The organism is Pseudonocardia sp. ICBG1293, from assembly GCF_020131355.1.
In the GTDB taxonomy this organism is placed as follows: Bacteria; Actinomycetota; Actinomycetes; order Mycobacteriales; family Pseudonocardiaceae; genus Pseudonocardia.
In genome coordinates this window covers 282776-300966 of the sequence record NZ_JAHLEL010000044.1, presented here as the reverse complement: position 1 = coordinate 300966, position 18191 = coordinate 282776, and the positions used below count along the sequence as shown (strand labels likewise).

The following is an 18191-nucleotide window of genomic DNA, read 5'->3' as shown; positions in this document are numbered from 1 at the left end:
CAGAGGGTCGATGATCGGCAGGTCGAGCCTACGTCGCCCGGCCTGCCCCCGGGGCGACGACGAGGGCAGGGTCGGTTCCCCCGGGTGTCACAGGTCGATGCGCAGGACCGGGCAGCCCGGCCCGGCCCGGGAGACGCAGATCATCAGGCAGTCCTGCGCCTCGCGCTCGTCGTCGTCGAGCACGGAGTCCCGGTGGTCGACGTGCCCGGCGAGCAGCGGCGCCTCGCACGACCCGCAGGTCCCCTCCCCGCAGGAGAAGTCGGCGCGGACACCGGCCGCCTGCGCGGCGGCGAGGATGCTCCGGTCCGGGCCCACCGTGACGCGCACGCCGCTCGCCGCGAACTCGACGACGAACGTCTCCCCGGGAGCGGTGTCGCGGTGCGCCGCCGGGGCGAACCGTTCCACGTGCAGGCACCCGGCCGGCCAGGCGGCGGTCCGCTCGGCGACGGCGTCGAGCAGCGGCCCGGGCCCGCACGCGTACACCGCGGTGTCGGCGCGCGGGACGGCGAGGAGGGTGTCGAGGTCGGGCAGACCGACCTCGTCCTGGGGTGCGATCGTGACCCGTCCCCCGTAGCGGGCCAGCTCCGCGGTGAAGGCCATCGACGTGCGGCTTCGCCCGCCGTGGAGGAGCGTCCAGTCCGCGCCGTCCCGCTCGGCCTGCGCGACCATCGGCAGGATCGGGGTGATCCCGATGCCGCCCGCGACGAACACGTACCGCGGTGCCCGGACCAGCTCGAAGTGGTTGCGCGGCGCGCCGACCTCGACGATGTCCCCGGCGTGCACCTTGTCGAGGACGTACTGCGACCCTCCGCGCCCGCCGGGTTCGCGCAGGACCCCGATCCGCCACCGCCTGCGGTCCCCGGGGTCCGAGCACAGCGAGTACTGCCGGGTCAGCGATGCGGTGAGGTGCACGTCGACGTGTGCGCCCGGGGACCAGGCGGGCAGGTCGGCCCCGTCGGCACGGACGAGGGTCAGGGACACGACGCCGTCGGCCTCGTCGCGACGCTCGTGGACCATCAGCTCCATGACGTCTCCTCTCAGCGCATCTGTCCGGCGCCGACGTAGGGATGGGGGCTGGTGAGCAGGTCGCCGTCGCCGAACCGCGACAGGCGCAGGTCCTCGGTGCGGATGTCGGGGTCGCTGCTGGTGCCGTCGACGACGAGGTCGGCGACCAGGGTCCCCACCGCGGGGGAGATCTTGAAGCCGTGCCCGGAGAAGCCGGCGGCGACGACCAGGCCGTCGATCCCGGACCCGGAGACGACCGGGTTGAAGTCCGGGGTGACGTCGTAGCAACCGGCGTAGGTGGCCGAGACGGCCGGGTTCGCCAGGCCGGGCAGCCGGGTGCCGATCTTGTCGACGGCGGTCTCCAGGAAGGAGTCGTCGGCCCGGTTCCGGTAGCGGTCCGGGTCGGCGGGGTCGAGCACCGACAGGTCGGAGTTGCCGAACAGGAGCCCGCCGTCGCCCTCGGGGCGGATGTACTGCAACGACACGAGGTCGGAGAAGACCGGGACCGGACCGAGGGGTTGCCCGGGGTCGACGAGCACGATCTGCTCGCGGTGCACGGTGATCGGCAGGTCGATGCCGTGGTCGGCGAGCAGCGGGACCGACCAGGGGCCCGCCGCGAGGACGACGTGCCCGGTGGCGATGTGCGAGCCGTCGGCCAGCTCGACCCCGGTCACGCGGCCGCCCGTCACGCGGATCGCCGCCACGGTGGTGCCCTGCCGTAGCCGGGCACCGGCCCGGCGGGCCGCACCGGCGAAGCCCTGTGCCGTCCGGTGGGCGTCGCCGTAGCCGCCCCGTTCCTCCCAGGCGAACGCCGCGAACGGCTCCAGGTCCGCGGTCGGCCACAGCGCGGCGACCTCGGCCCGCCCGACGCTCTCGGTGCGCACGCCCACGGCGCGCTGGTCGGCCAGCGAGGCGTGCAGCGCGGCGACGTCCTGCTCACCGACCCCGACCACGTAACCGGTGCGGCGGAAGCCGACGTCGACGCCCAGGACGTCCTCGGCGTTCTCGAGGACATCGAGGCTGCGGGTGGCCATCGCCGCCAGCGAGGAGACGCCGTAGTGGCAGCGGACGACGCCCGAGGACTTGCCGGTGCCGCCGGAGCCGACGGTGTCGCGCTCGACCACGGTCACGTCGGTGACGCCGCGCCGGGTCAGGGCCCAGGCCGCGGCGCAGCCCTCGATCCCCCCGCCGACGACGACGACCTCGGCGATGTCGGGGTGTGCGGTCATGGGGCGCTCCGGGGACGGTGCGGGCCGACGCGGGTGACGACGGTCCTGGTGGTGAGATAGTTGTCGAGCGCGACCAGGCCCCGCTCACGGCCGGTGCCGCTGAGCCCGGTCCCGCCGAAGGGGACCGCGACGCCGCCGCCGAAGTACTCGTTGACCATCACGTAGCCGGCGCGGACCCGTCCCGCCACGCGCAGCGCGCGGTCGATGTCGCGGGTGTGGATCCCGGTGCCGAGGCCGTAGTCGGTGGCGTCGGCGAGCCCGACGGCATGGTCCTCGTCGTCGAAGGGCAGGACGGTCAGGACCGGTCCGAAGATCTCCTCGCGGGCGATCCGCATGGCCGGGGTGACGCCGGTGAACACCACCGGCGCGAGGAAGTGGCCGCGGCCGGGCACCGGTTGCGGGTCCCGTGCGACGACGGCGCCCTCGGCCCGGCCGGCCTCGACGTACCCGGCGACGCGGCCCCGGTGCCCGGCCGACACCAGGGGGCCCAGGTCGGGGTCGTCCCGACCGGGACCGAGGGTCAGGGCCGCGGCCCGTCCGGCGACCAGCTCGACGAGCTCGTCGTGCACCGTGCGTTCGACCAGCAGGCGCGACCCGGCGTCGCAGTACTGGCCCGAGTTGGCGGTGAAGCCGGTGACCACCTGGCCTGCGACGTCGTCGAGATCGGCGTCGGCGAACACGATCTGCGGGGACTTCCCGCCGAGCTCGGTGACCACCGGCGTGATGTGCTCGGCCGCGGCGCGCAGTACGGCCCGGCCGGTCGGGACCGAGCCGGTGAACGTGAGCGACCCGATACCGGGGTGGGCGGCGAGCGCGTGCCCGGCCTCGGCCCCGAGACCGATCACGATGTGGAACGTCCCGTCGGGGTGAAAGGCGGCCTCGACGAGCTCGGCGAAGGCCAGGGCGGTCAACGGCGTCTGCTCGGCCGGTTTGACCACGGCGGCGTTACCGCCCGCCAGCGCCGGGGCGACGCTGCGGCACAGCATCGACAACGGCGCGTTCCACGGGACGATGTGCGCGGTCACCCCGACCGGTTCGCGCACCGTCCCCGCGAGGGACCCGGGCCCGATCGGGACCGTCTCGCCGTGCAGCTTGTCGGCGGCCCCGGCGTAGTAGTCGAGGTAGGCGACGCAGCCCTCCACCTCGGAGCGGGCCAGCGACAGCGGCTTGCCGGTGTCGAGGGTCTCGAGCCGGGCGAACTCCTCGGCCCGCCCGTCGAGCCCGGCGGCGAGTGCCCGCCCGCGCTCGGCCGGGGCCGCGTCCCGCAGCCGGTGTGCCGACGCCCGTGCGGCGCGGACGGCGTCGTCGACGTCGGCCGCGCCGCCGCGGGCGACGTGCGCGACGGTGTCACCGGTGGAGGGGTCCTCCACGGCCAGCGTGCGCCGGTCGCGCGCCGCGACGGTGGCACCGGCGATGTGGTGCCCGTGCACGGCCCCGGTGACGGCGGCGCTCATGCCGGGTCCGGGAACATGCGGGTCATGGTCTCGTCGTCGCCGGCGGGGACGCGGTCGATGCCGACCATCCTGTCCGCGACCATGTTCTGGAACCGGTGCAGCGGCTCCTCGAAGCGGAAGCACATGCGCCCGCCCCGGTAGGCCGGGTCCGCCAGGCCGAGCTGGACCTGCTCGACGATCTCGAGGTCCTGGCGGTTGACCAGGTCCCAGAACTTCGCGAGCTGCTCGATCCCGTCCGGCGCGCCGGGGTCGTCGAGGGACTCGGGGTGGGTGAGCAGCACGGCGGTCTCGACCGTGCGGTCGGCGGCCACCGGGCGGTTGAACAGGACGAAGGCGTGGTTGGGCAGGACGACCAGGGCGGTGCTCGGGAAGAGCCAGACGAACCGCCCGCTGTCGGCGTCGTCGGGGCCGAGCGTGCTCAGCGGGGCCAGCCCGTCCCAGCCTCCGGCGTCGGTGTTGCGCGACACCGGGGTGGTGCACATCCCCGTGTACATCCCGGGTCCCTGCCAGCGGTAGTGGTCGGAGAACCGGGAGACCTGGTTGAGCTCGGGATGGACCCAGGGCAGGTGGTAGTACTCCATGAAGTTCTCGCCGACGAGCTTGTAGTTGGCGGCGACGTCGTAGGTGGTGCGTCGCTGCGGGACCCACCGGGCGAGCCCGTGGTCGGCGAAGCGTTCCGGCAGGTCGCCGAGCTGGGCCGGGAGCGGGGCCGGGTCGGGGGACAGGTTGACGAACAGGAAGAAGCCCCAGGAGTCGACCGCCACCGGCAGCAGGCCGTAGTCCGCGCGGTCGAAACCGGCCGTCCCGGAGGTGTCGAAGATCGGCTCCTGACCCTCGGGTACGTCGGAGCCCTCGAACAGCGGGGTACCCAGGCACGAGCCGTCGGTGTCGTAGGTCCAGTTGTGGTACGGGCAGCGGATCCGGCCACGCCTGCCGACCTCGCGGGCGGTGGCGTCGAGCAGCCGGGTGGCGCGGTGCCGGCAGACGTTGTGGAAGCCGCGCAGCTCCCCGTGCCGGTTGCGGGTGACGATGATCGACCGCCCGGCCACCTCCACCACGACGCAGGCGCCCGGTCGGTCCACATCGCTCACCAGGCCGGCGGCGACCCAGCCGGAGGTGAAGACCTTCTCCTGTTCCAGGGCGAAGAACGCGGGCGAGGTGTAGGCGTCGGGGATCAGCGTGGAGGCCCGGTCCACCGGCAGGCGGGTGTGCCGGTAGGTCTCCTCCGCGGTGAACAGGGCAGGGTCGATCGGCCGGGCCGGCAGCAGCGCGTTCGGGTCACCGGTCGTCGTGGCGTCGATGGACATGGCCGGGGTCTCCTCTCGGTGGTCGAGCGGACTCAGATGTGGAAGCTGCGGGGGAAGGCGGGGTCGGTCAGGGCCGGGCGGTCGATCGCGAACGCGTCGAGGTCGTGTCCGGGCGGGCGGTCCAGCGCGAGATCGGCCAGCACCTGCCCGATCAGGGCGGCGAACTTGAAGGCGTGCCCGGCCCCGTTGGCCACCACGATCTGCGGTGCCCCCGGCAGGCTGTCGAGGATGAAGTTCTGGTCCGGAGGCACCGTGTAGAGGCAGGTCTTCGAGTAGAGCTCCGGCCCGCGGAACCGCGGGACGTGCCGGGCCAGGAACTCGTCGTAGCGTTCGCGACGGACCGGGTCCGGGTCGAAGGAGCGCTCCTCGGCGGTGGTCTCGTCACCGCCCATGTGCTGGCCGAGCTTGGTGGCGACCTCGCCGTAGACGGGGAAGCCGTAGAAGTTGTGCCGCCCGTGCCACATGAACACCGGGAACCGGGCGGGGGAGAACTCGGCCAGGTGCGGGGTGGAGTAGTAGGTGACCTGCTCGCGCAGCACGGTGAGGGGCAGCGTCACGCCGGTCCCGGCGAGCACCCGGTTGGTCCAGGCGTCGGTGGCCAGCACGACCCGGTCGGCCCGCACCGTCCCGGTGTCGGTGACCACCGCGACGCCCCCACCGTCGGCACGTACCGCCCGGACCGGGGTGTGCGTGCGGATCTCGGCCCCGTGCGCCCGGGCCAGTGCGATGTGGGTGGCGTTCGCGCGGGCGGCGTCGACGATGCCCGAGTCCTCCTGGTAGAGGGCCTGCTCGCCGCCGGCGAGACGGAACTGCGGCCACCGCGTGCCGAGCTCGTCGGCGTCGAGCAGCTCGTAGGCGACCCCGAAGCGGTCGAACATCTCGGTGTAGCCCTCGATGTTGCGGGTGCCGGTGGCGGCGCCCCGGCGCGCGACCCGGTCCTCGATCACCAGGCCGCCGGTGCGGGTGAGGATCTGCTGACCGGACTCGGCCTCGATCTCGGCCCATGCCTTGTACGCCGGGCCGGCCAGTGCCGCGTACTGCTCCTGGTGCTGGGCGAGGCGGATGATCCGGGAATGGTCCTGGGAGGCGCCGCGGTGGTGGCCGAGCTCGAACTGCTCGACCCCCAGGACGCCGGGCCCCAGTTCGAGTGCCAGCCGGTGCAGGGCCGCCGAGCCCAGCCCTCCGAGGCCGACGACGATCGCGCGGTAGGTCGTCATGGTCGCAGCTCCTGCCCGTGCCGAGGATTCCCCGGGTCGACCTGGGGATCAGTGGTGCCGGGGATCAGGATGCGCAGCGGATTATGTTCACGTCCATCACAGATTTACGCTAGTGATCGTGTACTGTGATCGGATGATCGACCGGCGGCTGCGGGTCCTGGCGGCGATAGCGCGGCACGGGACCGTGACGGCGGCGGCGGAGATCTGCCGGATGACGACCTCCTCGGCGTCGCACCAGATGCAGGCGCTGTCGCGGGAGCTCGGTGTCACCCTGCTCGAGCCCGACGGGCGCCGGGTCCGGCTCACGGCGGCCGCGCGCACGCTGCTCGTGCACGGGGAGACCCTCACCGCCCAGTGGGAACGGGCGCAGGCCGAGCTGGCGGCGCACCGCGGCGAGGACGCGGTCGGCGCCCTGCGCTTCTGCGGCTTCTCCACCGCGGCCGCAGCCGTCGTGCCGGAGGTGATGGGCCGGCTCCGCGACACCCACCCGGCACTGCGCCTGTCGCTGCGCGAGTGCGAGCCCAGCCGGGCGTTCGACCTGCTCGCCGCCGGGGAGACCGACATCGTCGTGGTCGTCGCGACGTCGAGCATCCCGCCGGTGTCGGACCCGGCCTTCGACCAGCGGACCCTCTTCGACGAGCCGCTCGATCTGCTGGTGGGCCCGGAGCATCCGCTGGTCGACCGGCCGGACGTCGCGTTGCGCGACCTCGCCGCCGACCCGTGGATCTGCAGCAGCCCGGGACGGGCCTACCACCAGCTCGTCATGACCGCCTGTGCCGGTGCGGGCTTCGCACCCGAGATCGCCCACCACGCCGACGAGTGGGACACCGGCGCGGCGCTGGTCTCGCGGGGCTTCGGGGTCTCGCTGGTACCCCGGCTGGCCGACCTCCCCACCCGGCACGACACCCGCCGGTTGCGGATCGGGACGCCACCGGTGCCGATCCGACGGGCGATCGCCGGGGTCCGCGCCGGCGCGCAGTACCAGCCCGCCGTGGCGGCCGGCCTGGACATGCTGCGTGAGGTCTGTCGGTCGCTGGAGGGGCGGCTCGCACCCGGGTGACCGCTCCTCCGGGGTCCGTCGCGGACGGGTGTCCGCGGAGCACCGGGTCGACCGGTGTGGACGGTGGGCTGCGCCGGCGATCGTCCGCGATCATCGAACGGTTCCGGCACCTGTCGTGGGACGGCGTCGGGGGCCGGACCGTGCGTCGGGACATGAGCGCGAGCCGCCGGTGCGCCGTCGGTGACACGGCAGGTGCGACGCGCGGGTCTGCGGGACCGGGTCCCGGTGTCGTGACCCGTGGTCACCGATCCGGGGGGGCCACGAGCGAACCGTGTTCGAGCAGCGCGGAGGCGAGCTCGATCCGCGACCGGTACCCCGTGCGGGCGAACAGCCGGCCCAGTCGCCCCTCGACGCTCTTCGCGCTGCTGCCCAGCAGCGTCGCGATCTGCCGGTTCGAGAGCCCCTCGATCAGCAGCCGACCGAGCAGCCGCTCGTTCTCGGCCTTGGTCTGGGCACGCCCCGGTACGGGCACCCCGTGCGCCTCCATCGCCGCACGGGTCCAGGCCCGGTAGAGCGGCGCGTCGAGACGGCCGTACACGGCGTAGACGTCGTGCAGCAGGGCGGGGTCGGCGAGCCCCGTGCCTACGAGGCGCAGGGTCAGGTGGGTCGACTCGTACTCCGGGCCGGTCTCCTCGGCGAGCCTCAGGAACTCCTCGACCGCGGTGGTGTCCCGGTGGGCCGTCGCGCGGGCGAACGCCGCGTGCATCGAGGCCCGCGGGCTCTGCAGCGCGCGGGCGACCTCGTCGAGCTCCTGCATGCGCAGTCGAGCACCGGCCTCGTCGCCACGCAGCTGGGCGAGCGAGACGAGAACGCTCAGGATGAGGTCGGTGCCGACGAGGAGATCGTCGCTGCGCGCCCGCTCGAGCGCAGCCACCAGGCGGGCCTGCGCGGTCCCGGCCTCGCCGAGCGCGAGATCCACGGACACGTCGGCGAAGTCGACGACGTGGTCCCCCAGCAGGACCTCCTTCCGTGCCGTCTCGACGAGCTGACGTGCGACACCGATCTGTCCCGACGCCATGGTGAGCCCGATGAGCAGGTAGTGGAAGGTGGCCCGGGTCAGCCCGGCCGCGGTGTCGTCGGGCTCGGTCAGCGCGCTCCAGGCCAGCGCCGGCGACTCCGGGCGGCATTCGAGCAGTGCGAGCGCTCCCCGGTGGGAGGGCGGCAGGTCGGCGTCGGCGAGGCCGGCCCGTTCGGCGTGGCTCCGGGCGCCGCGGGAGTCCCCGAGGGTGATCAGGCAGCCGATCGCCCACAGCGGGTGGTCGCGGTGGTCGGGACCGATGCTCGTCGGGGGACCCTCGGTGACCAGGAGGTCGGCGGGGCGCAGCCGTCCGGCGTAGACGTCGCCGACCCACTGCACCGCCGTGCCCGCGTCGCGGGGGAGGCGGCGGGCCGTCCACGACGTCCGGGAGCCGGCCAGTACGGTCGCCGCGGCACTCCAGCGACCGATGATCCCCAGGGCGAGGGCCCGGCAGGCGACGGCGATGGTCTCGTCGTCCATCCAGTCCGCGGAACCGTCGAGCACGAGGTCGAGCTCGTCGGTCTCGCTCGTCCTGATCAGCCCGACGGTCAGCAGGAGGGCCAGCTCGTCCCGGGCGTCCGCGTCCAGCGCGTCACCCTCGTGGAGGAGCTCGCGCGCCGCGGCGACCGTGGCGGCCGCCTCCCCCGCCCGTTCGCACGCCCTGGCGTGTTCCAGGCGCATCCGCAGCCGTTCCCGGTGGTCGGTGGTCAGCTCGGCGACGGCCTGCCACCACTGTGCGTGCCGGAGCTCGGCGGGCCCCTGCGCCGCGTCCTGCGCCGCGGCGAGCAGCTCGCCGCGGGCCCGCTCGGTGGGCACCAGCCGGCCGGCGACGACCGTCAGGTCGGCGAGCTCGGACCGGTCCAGCCCGACCGTCCCGTCCCAGCTCGCCCGCACCAGGACCGCGGCGAGCGAGCGGCGCAACCACGGTCCGTGTGCGAGCGAGAGATGGTCGCGCAGGGCCGGGAGGAGGAAACGCCACCCGCCCGCACGCGTGCGTCGCAGGAATCCCGCGGCCTCCAGCTCGTCCAGCTCGGCGCGCAGCTCGTGTTGCGGCCGCTGCAGCGCTCGGGCCAGCAGCACCGGCAGGGCGGACCCGGCCGGCTCCAGTGCGGCCGTGGCAGCCGCGGTCTGCCGGGTCCGATCGTCCAGGCGCCGCAGGTGCACCGCCGGCGAGGCGGTGGAGAGCACGACGCGACCGTGCGCCGCGGCGGGGGACAGGTGGGCGTACCCGGCCATCACCCGTACTCCGTCGGTGCTGCGCAGTGTGGACACCACGTCCGTCACCACGGCAGCGATCCCCCGGCTCCGCGCACGTACGTGGGACACCAGCTCCGGAGCAGGTTCGGCGTGCAGGAGCTCGGCGACGGCCCGGGCCGTCGACTCCCTGTCCAGCGGCGGCACCCGGACCGTGGCCGCCAGGCAGGCGGCGCGCAGGCGGCGCAGCCCCGCGACACCGGACGCGGCACCCGTCCCCCCGTACGGCAGCGCGATCGAGCACACGCACCGCACCGCCGTCCCGGCGAGCTGGAAGGCCAGCGCCGTCAGGGCCGCCACCCCGTCGGGGGCCATCCACTGCCCGTCGTCGATCAGCACCACGGTGTCGCGTGCCACCAGCGGTGCGGCGATCGTCGAGGCGATCCGGGACGCCACCTCCCGGTCCGTGGCCGCGTCCTGCAGGTGGGCGAACGGGTACCCGGCGTGCTCGGTCCACATCGGATCGTTGTCGGTCTCGCCCACGAACACCCCGTCGGGTGCCACGCGGACCTCCACGACCGTGCGCCCCCGACTACGCAGGGCGTCGGCGGCGTCGCGCAGGACGGTGGTCCGCCCGGTGCCGACGTGACCGGTCAGCACCGTCAGGGGCGGCCCGTCGTCGGCCAGGACGAGATCGAGCAGCTCCATGACCGCCCGGGATGTGGTGGCCGTCGCATCCGACGCGCCCCCATCGTGTGCCGCAGCGGCTCCGGTTCCCCCCACCGCACGTGGTTTGATCACCGCTGAGAGGTTATACGTATCAACAGTTGCTCCGTGCACTCGTCGTGGCGGCCGTGGTCCCGACAGCGGGCCCGCACCCGCCGCCCCGACGCGGGACGGTCGGTGTGATGCGCGAACGGAAGGGTCGATGACAGCGGGGCGGAACGTGCTGGTCGGTCGGCGCGACGAACTCGCCGCGCTCGGGGCGACCGGGCCCGGGCACACGATCGTCGTGCTGTCCGGTGAACGGGGGAGCGGACGCAGCGTGCTGCTCGCCGAGGCTGCGGACGAGGCCCACGCCGCCGGGCGGACGGTCCTGGAGCTGGATCTGGCCCGCGAGGTCGCCGACTGGGACGAGTACGCGGTCGGGCCGCTGCTGGATGCGGTCGGAGCGCGGTTCGAGCAGCTCGCCGCCGGGTCGGAGGTGATGCACCGGGCCGCGCTGCTGCGGCGCCGCCACCACCCGGCGTCCTACCGGACCACCGACGGTCGGGCAGCCGTGCTCGTCGAGATGCGCCGACTGCTCGCGAGTATCGGACGCAGTCCGCTGCTGCTGCTCGACGACGCCGACCGGGTCCTCCACCGCGAGCACCTGGCCGTCGTCGCGCGGAAGGTCGGCTACCGGGTCGTGGTCGTGACCGGTCCGGACGCCCCGGCCGGTCTTCCCGCGGACGCGATCGTGCGGCTCGGCCCGCTCACCGCGGACGAGGTCGAGACGCTCGCCCGCCGGACACTGCGCACGCGACCGGATCCGATCCTGCTCGCCACGCTGCACCGCGCACTCGGTCCGCTCGCCGGTCACCCCACCCACGTCCTGGCCCTGCTCGAGGAGTTGCAGGCCGCCGGGCGGTTGAGCACGGTGGCGCGCCGGGTCTGCCTGCGTGCGCCGCACCGGATGCCGACCCTGCCGGCGGACGCACCGGCGATGCGGGCCGTCGGACGCCCGGGAGGCATCGCCGAGGACATCGTGCTGCTCGCCGGTGGTCCGGTGCGCGTGCGGGTCGACGACGTGCCGTCGCTCGCCGTCGCGCTCGGACGCGGCGGAGGGGAGATCGGTGGCGAGATCGACCGGCTCGTCGTGGAGAAGGTGCTCGGTGAGGTCGACGGTGCGCTGACGATCGTGTCCCCGGCGGTCTGCGCCACGGTGCGCGCCCGGGCGAGCGAGGAGCGGGTCCGGCAGCTGCACGCGGCCTTCGCGCGCACGGCGGTCCTCCCCGACGACCACAGGTTGTCCGAGCCGGACGTCGACGTGCTCGCCGACCACGTCGCCGCGGCCGGCACGGCGCTCGATCCGGACCGGCGCTGGGCGTCGCTGCTCACCGCACGTGCCGCGCAGGACGAGGAGCACCGGCCGGGACGGGCCGCGCGCCTGCTGCTGGCCTGCGGGCGGCACGACCCGGACGAGCCGAGCCGGTCCCGGACCACGGAGCGGGTCCTGCGGCTGCTCGTCCGGGCCGGTGAGCACGACCTCCTGGCCGAGGTGGTGTCCGATGTGGTCACACGCGGTGACCACTCCGGCGTGACGCCGACCGGTGTGGACTCCGCCCTGCTCGCCGCGACCGCCTCGGTCGCCGCGCTCACGCTCCGCCGGCCGGTCGCCGAGGCCGTGCACACGGCGCTGGCCGGTGACGAGACCGCCGCCGATCCGCTGGGCATCGCGCAGGGCTGGGCGGCGGGGGCGACCCCGGCCGCGGCGGACCTGGCCCGAGCGCTCGCCCCGCTGGGCGGTCCCGATCTCGGTGCGGACGTCGACGTACTGGTCGAGACCGGTGACGCGCTCGACGCACGGGACGCCGTCGCCGCGCTGCAGGCACTGCTCGGCACCGCGTACGCGGGGCGGCCCGAAGGATCCCTCGCGCTACTGGACACCGTGTACCGGACCTACCGCAGCGGCGACTGGGAGGACACCGCCGCCGCGGTCCGGGCGATGTTCACCGACCACGGTGACGACGTCCACGCGGCGGCGCTGCGGGAACGTGCGGTCCTGTTCGTCACCGACACCGCGGTCCTGCAGGACGACGACCGTGCGGTCGAGGCATGGTTCGACCTGCTCCCGGACCGGGCGATCGGGTCGCTCAACCGGATCCTGCGTGCCTACGTGCACTCGGCGCAGAGCTGGGTCGCCGGGGACACCGACGCCGCGCTCGCCGTGGGGTGGCGGGCCTGGGGCGAGGTACCTCCCGGGGCGTACGCGCTGATCCGGCGGGCGTTGCTGACCCGGCTCTCGGGGATCGCCGCGACCGACCGCCGGCCCGAGTGGTTCCGGCGCCTCCGCGAGGCCGCCGACACGTGGGCCCGGACCGCCGAGGGCCCCGAGGCGATCGAGGCCGCCGAGGTGCGCGACCTGGTGCACGGGGTGCTGGGGCACACCGCGCGCGACCGTGCGGCCCGGGAGCGGGCCGTCGAGCGGGCACGGGACCGCGGCCACCTCATCGACCTGGGGTGGATGCTGATGGGGTCGGCCGCCGAGGACCCGACGACCGACTGGGCGGCCGTGGAGTCGATCGCGCAGGACCTCCAGACACCGACGCCGCGGGCCCGGCTGCGCGAGTTCATGAAGCAGCACGGCGTGCGTCGTCCCCGGCGCCGGTCCACGAGCCTCGACGACACCCAGTCCCGGGTCCTGGAACTGGTCGCGCAGGGCATGACCAACCGGCAGATCGCGCGCGCGATCCGGGTGAGCGAGAAGACCGTCGAGACCTACGTGACGCGCCTGCTCCAGCAGTTCGGCTGCCGGACCCGGCACGGCCTGGCCATGGCCCGGCTCGCCGCCCACCGGGACGACATCGCGATCTGAGCGCTTCACCCGATCAGCCGGTGCAACTGCTGCACCACGGCGACCGTCGACGCCAGGTCGGGTGCGTTGCGCTCGAGACCGAACTCCCGGCGGAGGTAGCGCAACTGGTCGATCCGGCCGATGTGTTCGGCCTCCCAGCTCGCGACGAGCTCGTGCGGGTCGTGTCCGCCGGGAGCCGAGGCTAGCCGGCGGGTGAGGGTGCGCAGGACGTCGTAGATCAGGTCCCGCAGGTGCGCGCGGGCCAGCAGCTCGGCCCGGGTCGACCGGCGCAGGGCACGGACCGAGTCCATCAGCCGGTGCGCGTCCAGCCGCTCGGCCAGTCCGAAGTAGAGCGCCGCCGGCCGGTTCCGGCCGTCCGGCCCGGCCGCCGTGTCCTCGGCCGCCGTGTCCTCGGCCCCCGTGTCCTCGGCCCCGTCACCCCCGGCGTCCTCGACCCCGCGGGCGATCTCGGCGATGTCGAGCAGCGAGACCGTGTAGGCGGATCCGACGCACTGTCGTGCCACCTCGTCGGGGACGCCGGCATCGACGAACCGTCCGATATCGGACTCCAGGCGGTCGGCCTCGGCCCCGTGCAGGTGCTGCGCGGTCCGGGCGAGCAGCGCCGGGACCGTGTCGGTGAGGCGGGCGATCTCCCCGGTGAGGTCGACGGGGCGGGGCCGGTGCTGCAGCAGCCATCGCGTGCCCCGTTCCAGGAGGCGCCGCGACATGACCCACAACTCGTCGGCCTCGGCACACGGCAGTCCGGGGGCGATCCCGGCGATCCGGGGCTGCAGCTCGCCGATGCGCAGTGCCGACGACGTGACCAGGTGTGCCCGCACCACCTCCGGCCAGCTCGCGCCGGTGTCGTCGGCGAGGCGGTGGCAGAACGACATCCCGGCGCTGTCGACGACGTGGTTGGTCAGCGCCGACACCACGATCTGGCGCCGCAGCGGGTGCTCGGTCAGCGCGGTCGGGTTGCGCTCGGTCAGCGCGGCCGGGAAGTAACCGGGAAGCAGGCCGATGAGCGCGTCGTCGTCGGGGAGGTCCGACGCGGCGAGCTCGACCGAGAGCGCCAGCTTGGTCCGGCCGAGCAGGGTGCACAGCTCGGGGGAGGTGAGACCCGCTCCGGAGCGGAGGCGTCGTTCGATCTCCTCGACGGAAGGGAGCACGTCCCGGGACCGGTCGAGCCCGTGATGCTGCTCGAGGTGGGCGAGCAGCGCCGCGTGCCGGCCCAGCCGGCGGTGTGCGTGCCTGCGGGCCAGGCCGACGACGGTGTTGTGCCGTGCGTTCTCCCCGAGCACCAGGGCCGCGACCTCGTCGGTCATGTCCGCGAGGAGCCCGTCGCGTTCCCCGGGGGCGAGCGAGCCGGCCCGGACCAGCTCGTCGACCGCGATCTTGATGTTCACCTCGTGGTCGGAGCAGCTCACCCCGGCCGAGTTGTCGAGGGCGTCGGTGTTGACGCCGCCGCCGGCCGCGGCGAACTCGACCCGCCCCGCCGAGGTCAGCCCGAGGTTGCCGCCCTCCACGACCACCGCGGCCCGCAGCTGCGCGGCGTCGACACGCAGGTCGTCGCAGGCCCGGTTGCCGACGTCGCCGTGTGTCTCGTGCGAGGCCTTGACGTAGGTGCCCACCCCGCCGTTCCACAGCAGGTCCACCGGGGCCCGCAGGATCGCCCGGATCAGCGCCGGCGGGTCCAGCCGCTGCGTGCTGGGGGACAGACCGAGCACGTGCCGGACGCGGGGACCGATCGGGACCCACTTCGCCGAGCGTGGCCAGACGCCGCCCTCGGCGGAGATCGCGGTGCGGTCGTAGTCGTCCCACGAGCTGCCCGGGACCGTGGACAGGCGCCGTCGCTCGGCGTCGGCGCGGTCCGGGTCGGGCTCCGGGTCGAGGAAGACGTGCCGGTGGTCGAACGCCGCGACCAGCCGCAGGGCGGGCGAGAGCAGCATGCCGTTGCCGAACACGTCGCCGGACATGTCGCCGATCCCGACGACGGTCAACGCGTCCCGGTCGGCGTCGACGCCGCGCTCGTGCAGGTGCCGGCGCAGGCTCTCCCACGCGCCCCGGGCGGTGATGCCCATCGCCTTGTGGTCGTAACCGGTGCGGCCGCCGGAGGCGAACGTGTCGCCGAGCCAGTACCCGCGGCCGGCCGCGATCTCGTTGGCCAGGTCGGAGAACCGGGCGGTCCCCTTGTCCGCGGCGACGACGAGGTAGTCGTCGTCGCCGTCGTGCCGCACCCCCGGGAGCAGGGGACGGACCTCGCCCGCACCGTCGGGCGCCCGGTCGTCGACGACGTCGAGCATCGCGGTGACGAAACGGCGGTAGTGCTCCGATCCGTCACCGGGTTCGGTCCGGCTGACGAACCCGCCCTTCGCACCGCCCGGGACGACGACGGCGTTCTTGAGCGTCTGGGCCTTCGCGAGCCCGAGCACCTCGGTCCGGTAGTCGTCGCTGCGGTCCGACCAGCGCAACCCGCCTCGCGCCACGCGGTCGAACCGCAGGTGGACGCCCTCGACGGCGGTGGAGAACACGAAGATCTCCGAGACCGGGCGGGGGAGCGGGACCTCGGGCAGGCGGGCCGGATCGAGCTTGAGGGCGAGATCGCGGGGCGCGGTGTGGTGGTTGGTGCGGACGACGCCGAGCACGAGATCGAACAGGCTGCGCAGCATCCGGTCGGCGTCGCGCGCGGTGATCGTGTCCAACCGGGAGACCAGGTCGCGGCGCAGCCGCTCGGGGACCGGGGTCCGGCTCCCGTCGCCGGTCTCCGGGGCGAACCGGGCCTCGAACAGGGCGACCAGACGGCTCGCGATCGCCGGGTGCGCGCACAGGGTGTCCGCGACCCCGGCCGGACCGTGCGGGTGGCCGATCTGCTGCAGGTAACGGGCCAGCGCCCGCAGGAGCCGGGCCTGCCGCCAGTCCAGGCCGCTCACACCGACCAGCCGGTTGAACCCGTCGACGTCGCACTCGCCGGTCCAGCAGGCGACGAAGGTGTCCCCGAGCCGGTCGGCCGGTTCGGCCACGGTGTCGTCCACGACGAACCGGGCGCGGACGTCGAAGTGGTGCACCCAGAGGCGGTCGCGCCCGCGGGCGACCGGCCAGGAGTGCTCGTCGAGCACGTAGAGACCCAGAGAGTGCAGGACGGGCAGCACGGCCGACAGTGCGATGCGCTCGTCGCCGGAGTACAGCCGGAACTGCCACCGGACGGCCCCGTCGGTCCCGGCGGGCCCGGGCAGGAACGCGACGTCGATCCGCCCGCCGGCGTCCGAGTCGAGCGTGCCGAGCCGGGCCAGGTCGTGCGCGGCCTCGGACGGGGTGACGGCCGCCCGGTACTCGGGCGGGAAGACGACCGTGGGCCGGCCGGTCCCGCCGAGGGCCGCGAGCTGCTCCTCCCAGCTTCCCAGCAACCGGGTCAGCCGGGTCTCCAGCTCGTCCTCGACGGACTCCGCGGGGCTCCGGGAGCTCCCGGTGGTGAGGTGCACGATCGAGATCGCCGACGCCGTGGCCGCCACCGAGTGTTCGATCACCGGCCCGCCGACGAAGGCCTCGATCTCCCGACGGATGGTCTCCCGCGCGTCGGGCGTGCACCGGTCGCGGCCCAGGAACACCAGGACCGACGTGACCACGGAGGCACCGTCGCGCTCGGCGACCACCCGCAGCCGTCTCCGGTCGGTGATCCCCGGTACCGCGCCGAGCACCCGGTCCAGAGCGCGGGTACCGGAGTGGAGCAGAGCACTGCGCGGGTACTCCCGCAGCAGCTCCAGCGAACGCCGGCCCGACCATCGTTCCGCCGAGATCCCGAGGTCCTCGGAACGAGCCTGTACCTGGGCGCCGAGCACGGGGATGGTGCGCGGGTCGGTCCGCGCGGCCTCGTCGGTCAGCAACCCGATGAGTTCGTGCGCGGGCTCTCCGGGGCGGGTCGGTGGGACCACGACCCGCAGTGGCCGCTCGTCGCGGACCACATCGGACACCTCGGCCCGCCAGCCGATCAGGAGCGGGTCCTGCCCGCCCCCGGACCCGTCGCACGGGACGAGGTCCAGCAGGTGCATGTTGCCCGCGCGGCACCACAGCAGGAAGTCGGTGAGCCCGTCGGTCCGGCCCGATGCGGCGTGCGCGACGGCGAGATCCCGGACCTGCGCGGACAGGCCGGGCCGTCGCCGCAGGTGCGCGCGCAGTCGCACGACCCTGTCCTCGACCGCTGCCTCGAGTGCCTCGCGCGGGCCGGGCAGGGGCCCGTCCAGCTCCAGCGAGGTCCACGACTCGGTCAGCGTCACGGTGCCGGTGTCCGAGGACTCGTGGTCGACGAGTACTCCGGCGACGTCCCGCCGGACCCGGACCCGCGGATGGACGACCCGGTCGGGGACGAGCCGGTGGTGCCGGAGCTCGGCGATGACCGAATCGATGAGATGGGGCATGTCCTCGACGACGACGAGGACACGGGGTCCGGATCCGCGTTCCGGGTCGGCCGGCACGACCCGGACCCGGACATCGTCGGGTGATCGGACCGCGGCGAGGTCCCGCAGACCCGGTGCCGGTTCGGAGATCGTGTCGGGGCTGACGGTGTCGGGACGCATCGGTGCGTGTCCTCCGGTCGATCGCAGTCGCGCGGGGTGGTGCCCCGGGCAGCGCGTGCGTGTGGTGTCGATCGTCTGCGACGACACTGTCCGCAGAAGGGTGGAGATCTCAAGCATGATGAGGAACGTTTCACGTCCTACCCGATTCGATTGCGATCCGGTGGTCGTCAATGATATCCGCGCCGACCGCGCCGTCGCCGAGTGCAATTTTCGGGGACCATCGGGGCAGTTGATCAGAATGCCGACCGCGGAGATCGGGTGCTGGATCGATCAACGGTTCTTTCACGAGGTGGACGGGCCGGGCGCCCACCGTTCCATCGTCACCCTTCAGTCCTGTCGAGGTGCCCACGCCGGTCCGACGCAGGAGGTCGTGGGTCCGACGGGCGGTGGTGGCCCACGCGTCCGACTGGTGCGGACCGGTGCGCCGGGGTTGTCCGCGAAGCTGGTGCCGTCGTTCGTCTCGATACTCGCGAGGACGATCTGTGCGCGCTGATCGCCATGTCGATGGTGTCGTGGCCGATTGTGTCGCCCGTATCCGTCCGCGTTCCCGGGTGACCTCGATGGCGCAATTCCGTCCGGG

General features: G+C 74.0%; 9 protein-coding genes. 2 read left to right on the top strand and 7 right to left on the bottom strand.

Annotated elements, in window-relative coordinates; all coding sequences use genetic code 11:
* Positions 1-87: 87 nt before the first annotated feature.
* Genes KPF47_RS21070 through solA form a run of 5 tightly spaced genes read right to left on the bottom strand, consistent with a single transcriptional unit; the run spans position 88 to position 6212 of the window.
* Positions 88-1026, bottom strand: coding sequence for a PDR/VanB family oxidoreductase (locus KPF47_RS21070; RefSeq protein WP_224390462.1), 939 nt, complete (start codon positions 1024-1026; stop codon positions 88-90).
* A gap of 11 nt (positions 1027-1037) precedes the next feature.
* Complete coding sequence (locus KPF47_RS21065; RefSeq protein ID WP_224390461.1) at positions 1038-2234, bottom strand: FAD-binding oxidoreductase; 1197 nt, start codon at positions 2232-2234, stop codon at positions 1038-1040.
* Entirely contained in the window at positions 2231-3688 is a 1458-nt protein-coding gene (locus tag KPF47_RS21060; protein WP_224390460.1) for an aldehyde dehydrogenase family protein, read from the bottom strand. Before KPF47_RS21060 ends, KPF47_RS21065 begins: the two co-directional genes overlap by 4 nt.
* Positions 3685-4995 carry an aromatic ring-hydroxylating dioxygenase subunit alpha gene (locus tag KPF47_RS21055; RefSeq protein WP_224390459.1) on the bottom strand — a complete coding sequence of 437 codons (1311 nt, stop codon included), beginning with the start codon at positions 4993-4995 and terminating at the stop codon, positions 3685-3687. Before KPF47_RS21055 ends, KPF47_RS21060 begins: the two co-directional genes overlap by 4 nt.
* Before the next feature lie 32 nt (positions 4996-5027).
* Complete coding sequence (gene solA, locus KPF47_RS21050) at positions 5028-6212, bottom strand: N-methyl-L-tryptophan oxidase (RefSeq protein ID WP_224390457.1); 1185 nt, start codon at positions 6210-6212, stop codon at positions 5028-5030.
* A 112-nt stretch (positions 6213-6324) separates the two neighbouring features.
* On the opposite strand from solA, the gene KPF47_RS21045 reads away from it, so the two are divergent.
* Entirely contained in the window at positions 6325-7272 is a 948-nt protein-coding gene (locus KPF47_RS21045) for a LysR family transcriptional regulator (RefSeq protein ID WP_224390456.1), read from the top strand.
* A 241-nt stretch (positions 7273-7513) separates the two neighbouring features.
* Here KPF47_RS21045 and KPF47_RS21040 read toward each other — a convergent pair whose 3' ends face one another.
* Positions 7514-10192 (bottom strand): hypothetical protein, encoded by a 2679-nt coding sequence (locus KPF47_RS21040; protein ID WP_224390455.1) that lies wholly within the window; start codon positions 10190-10192, stop codon positions 7514-7516.
* Positions 10193-10412: 220 nt separating this feature from the next.
* Here KPF47_RS21040 and KPF47_RS39730 point away from each other — a divergent pair, with 220 nt between their 5' ends.
* Positions 10413-13061: a LuxR C-terminal-related transcriptional regulator gene (locus KPF47_RS39730; protein ID WP_305080456.1), complete on the top strand. Its 2649-nt coding sequence runs from the start codon at positions 10413-10415 to the stop codon at positions 13059-13061.
* A 5-nt stretch (positions 13062-13066) separates the two neighbouring features.
* Here the strand turns inward: KPF47_RS39730 and KPF47_RS21030 are convergent, their stop codons facing one another.
* Positions 13067-17611: an NAD-glutamate dehydrogenase domain-containing protein gene (locus KPF47_RS21030; protein WP_224390454.1), complete on the bottom strand. Its 4545-nt coding sequence runs from the start codon at positions 17609-17611 to the stop codon at positions 13067-13069.
* Positions 17612-18191: the final 580 nt, after the last annotated feature.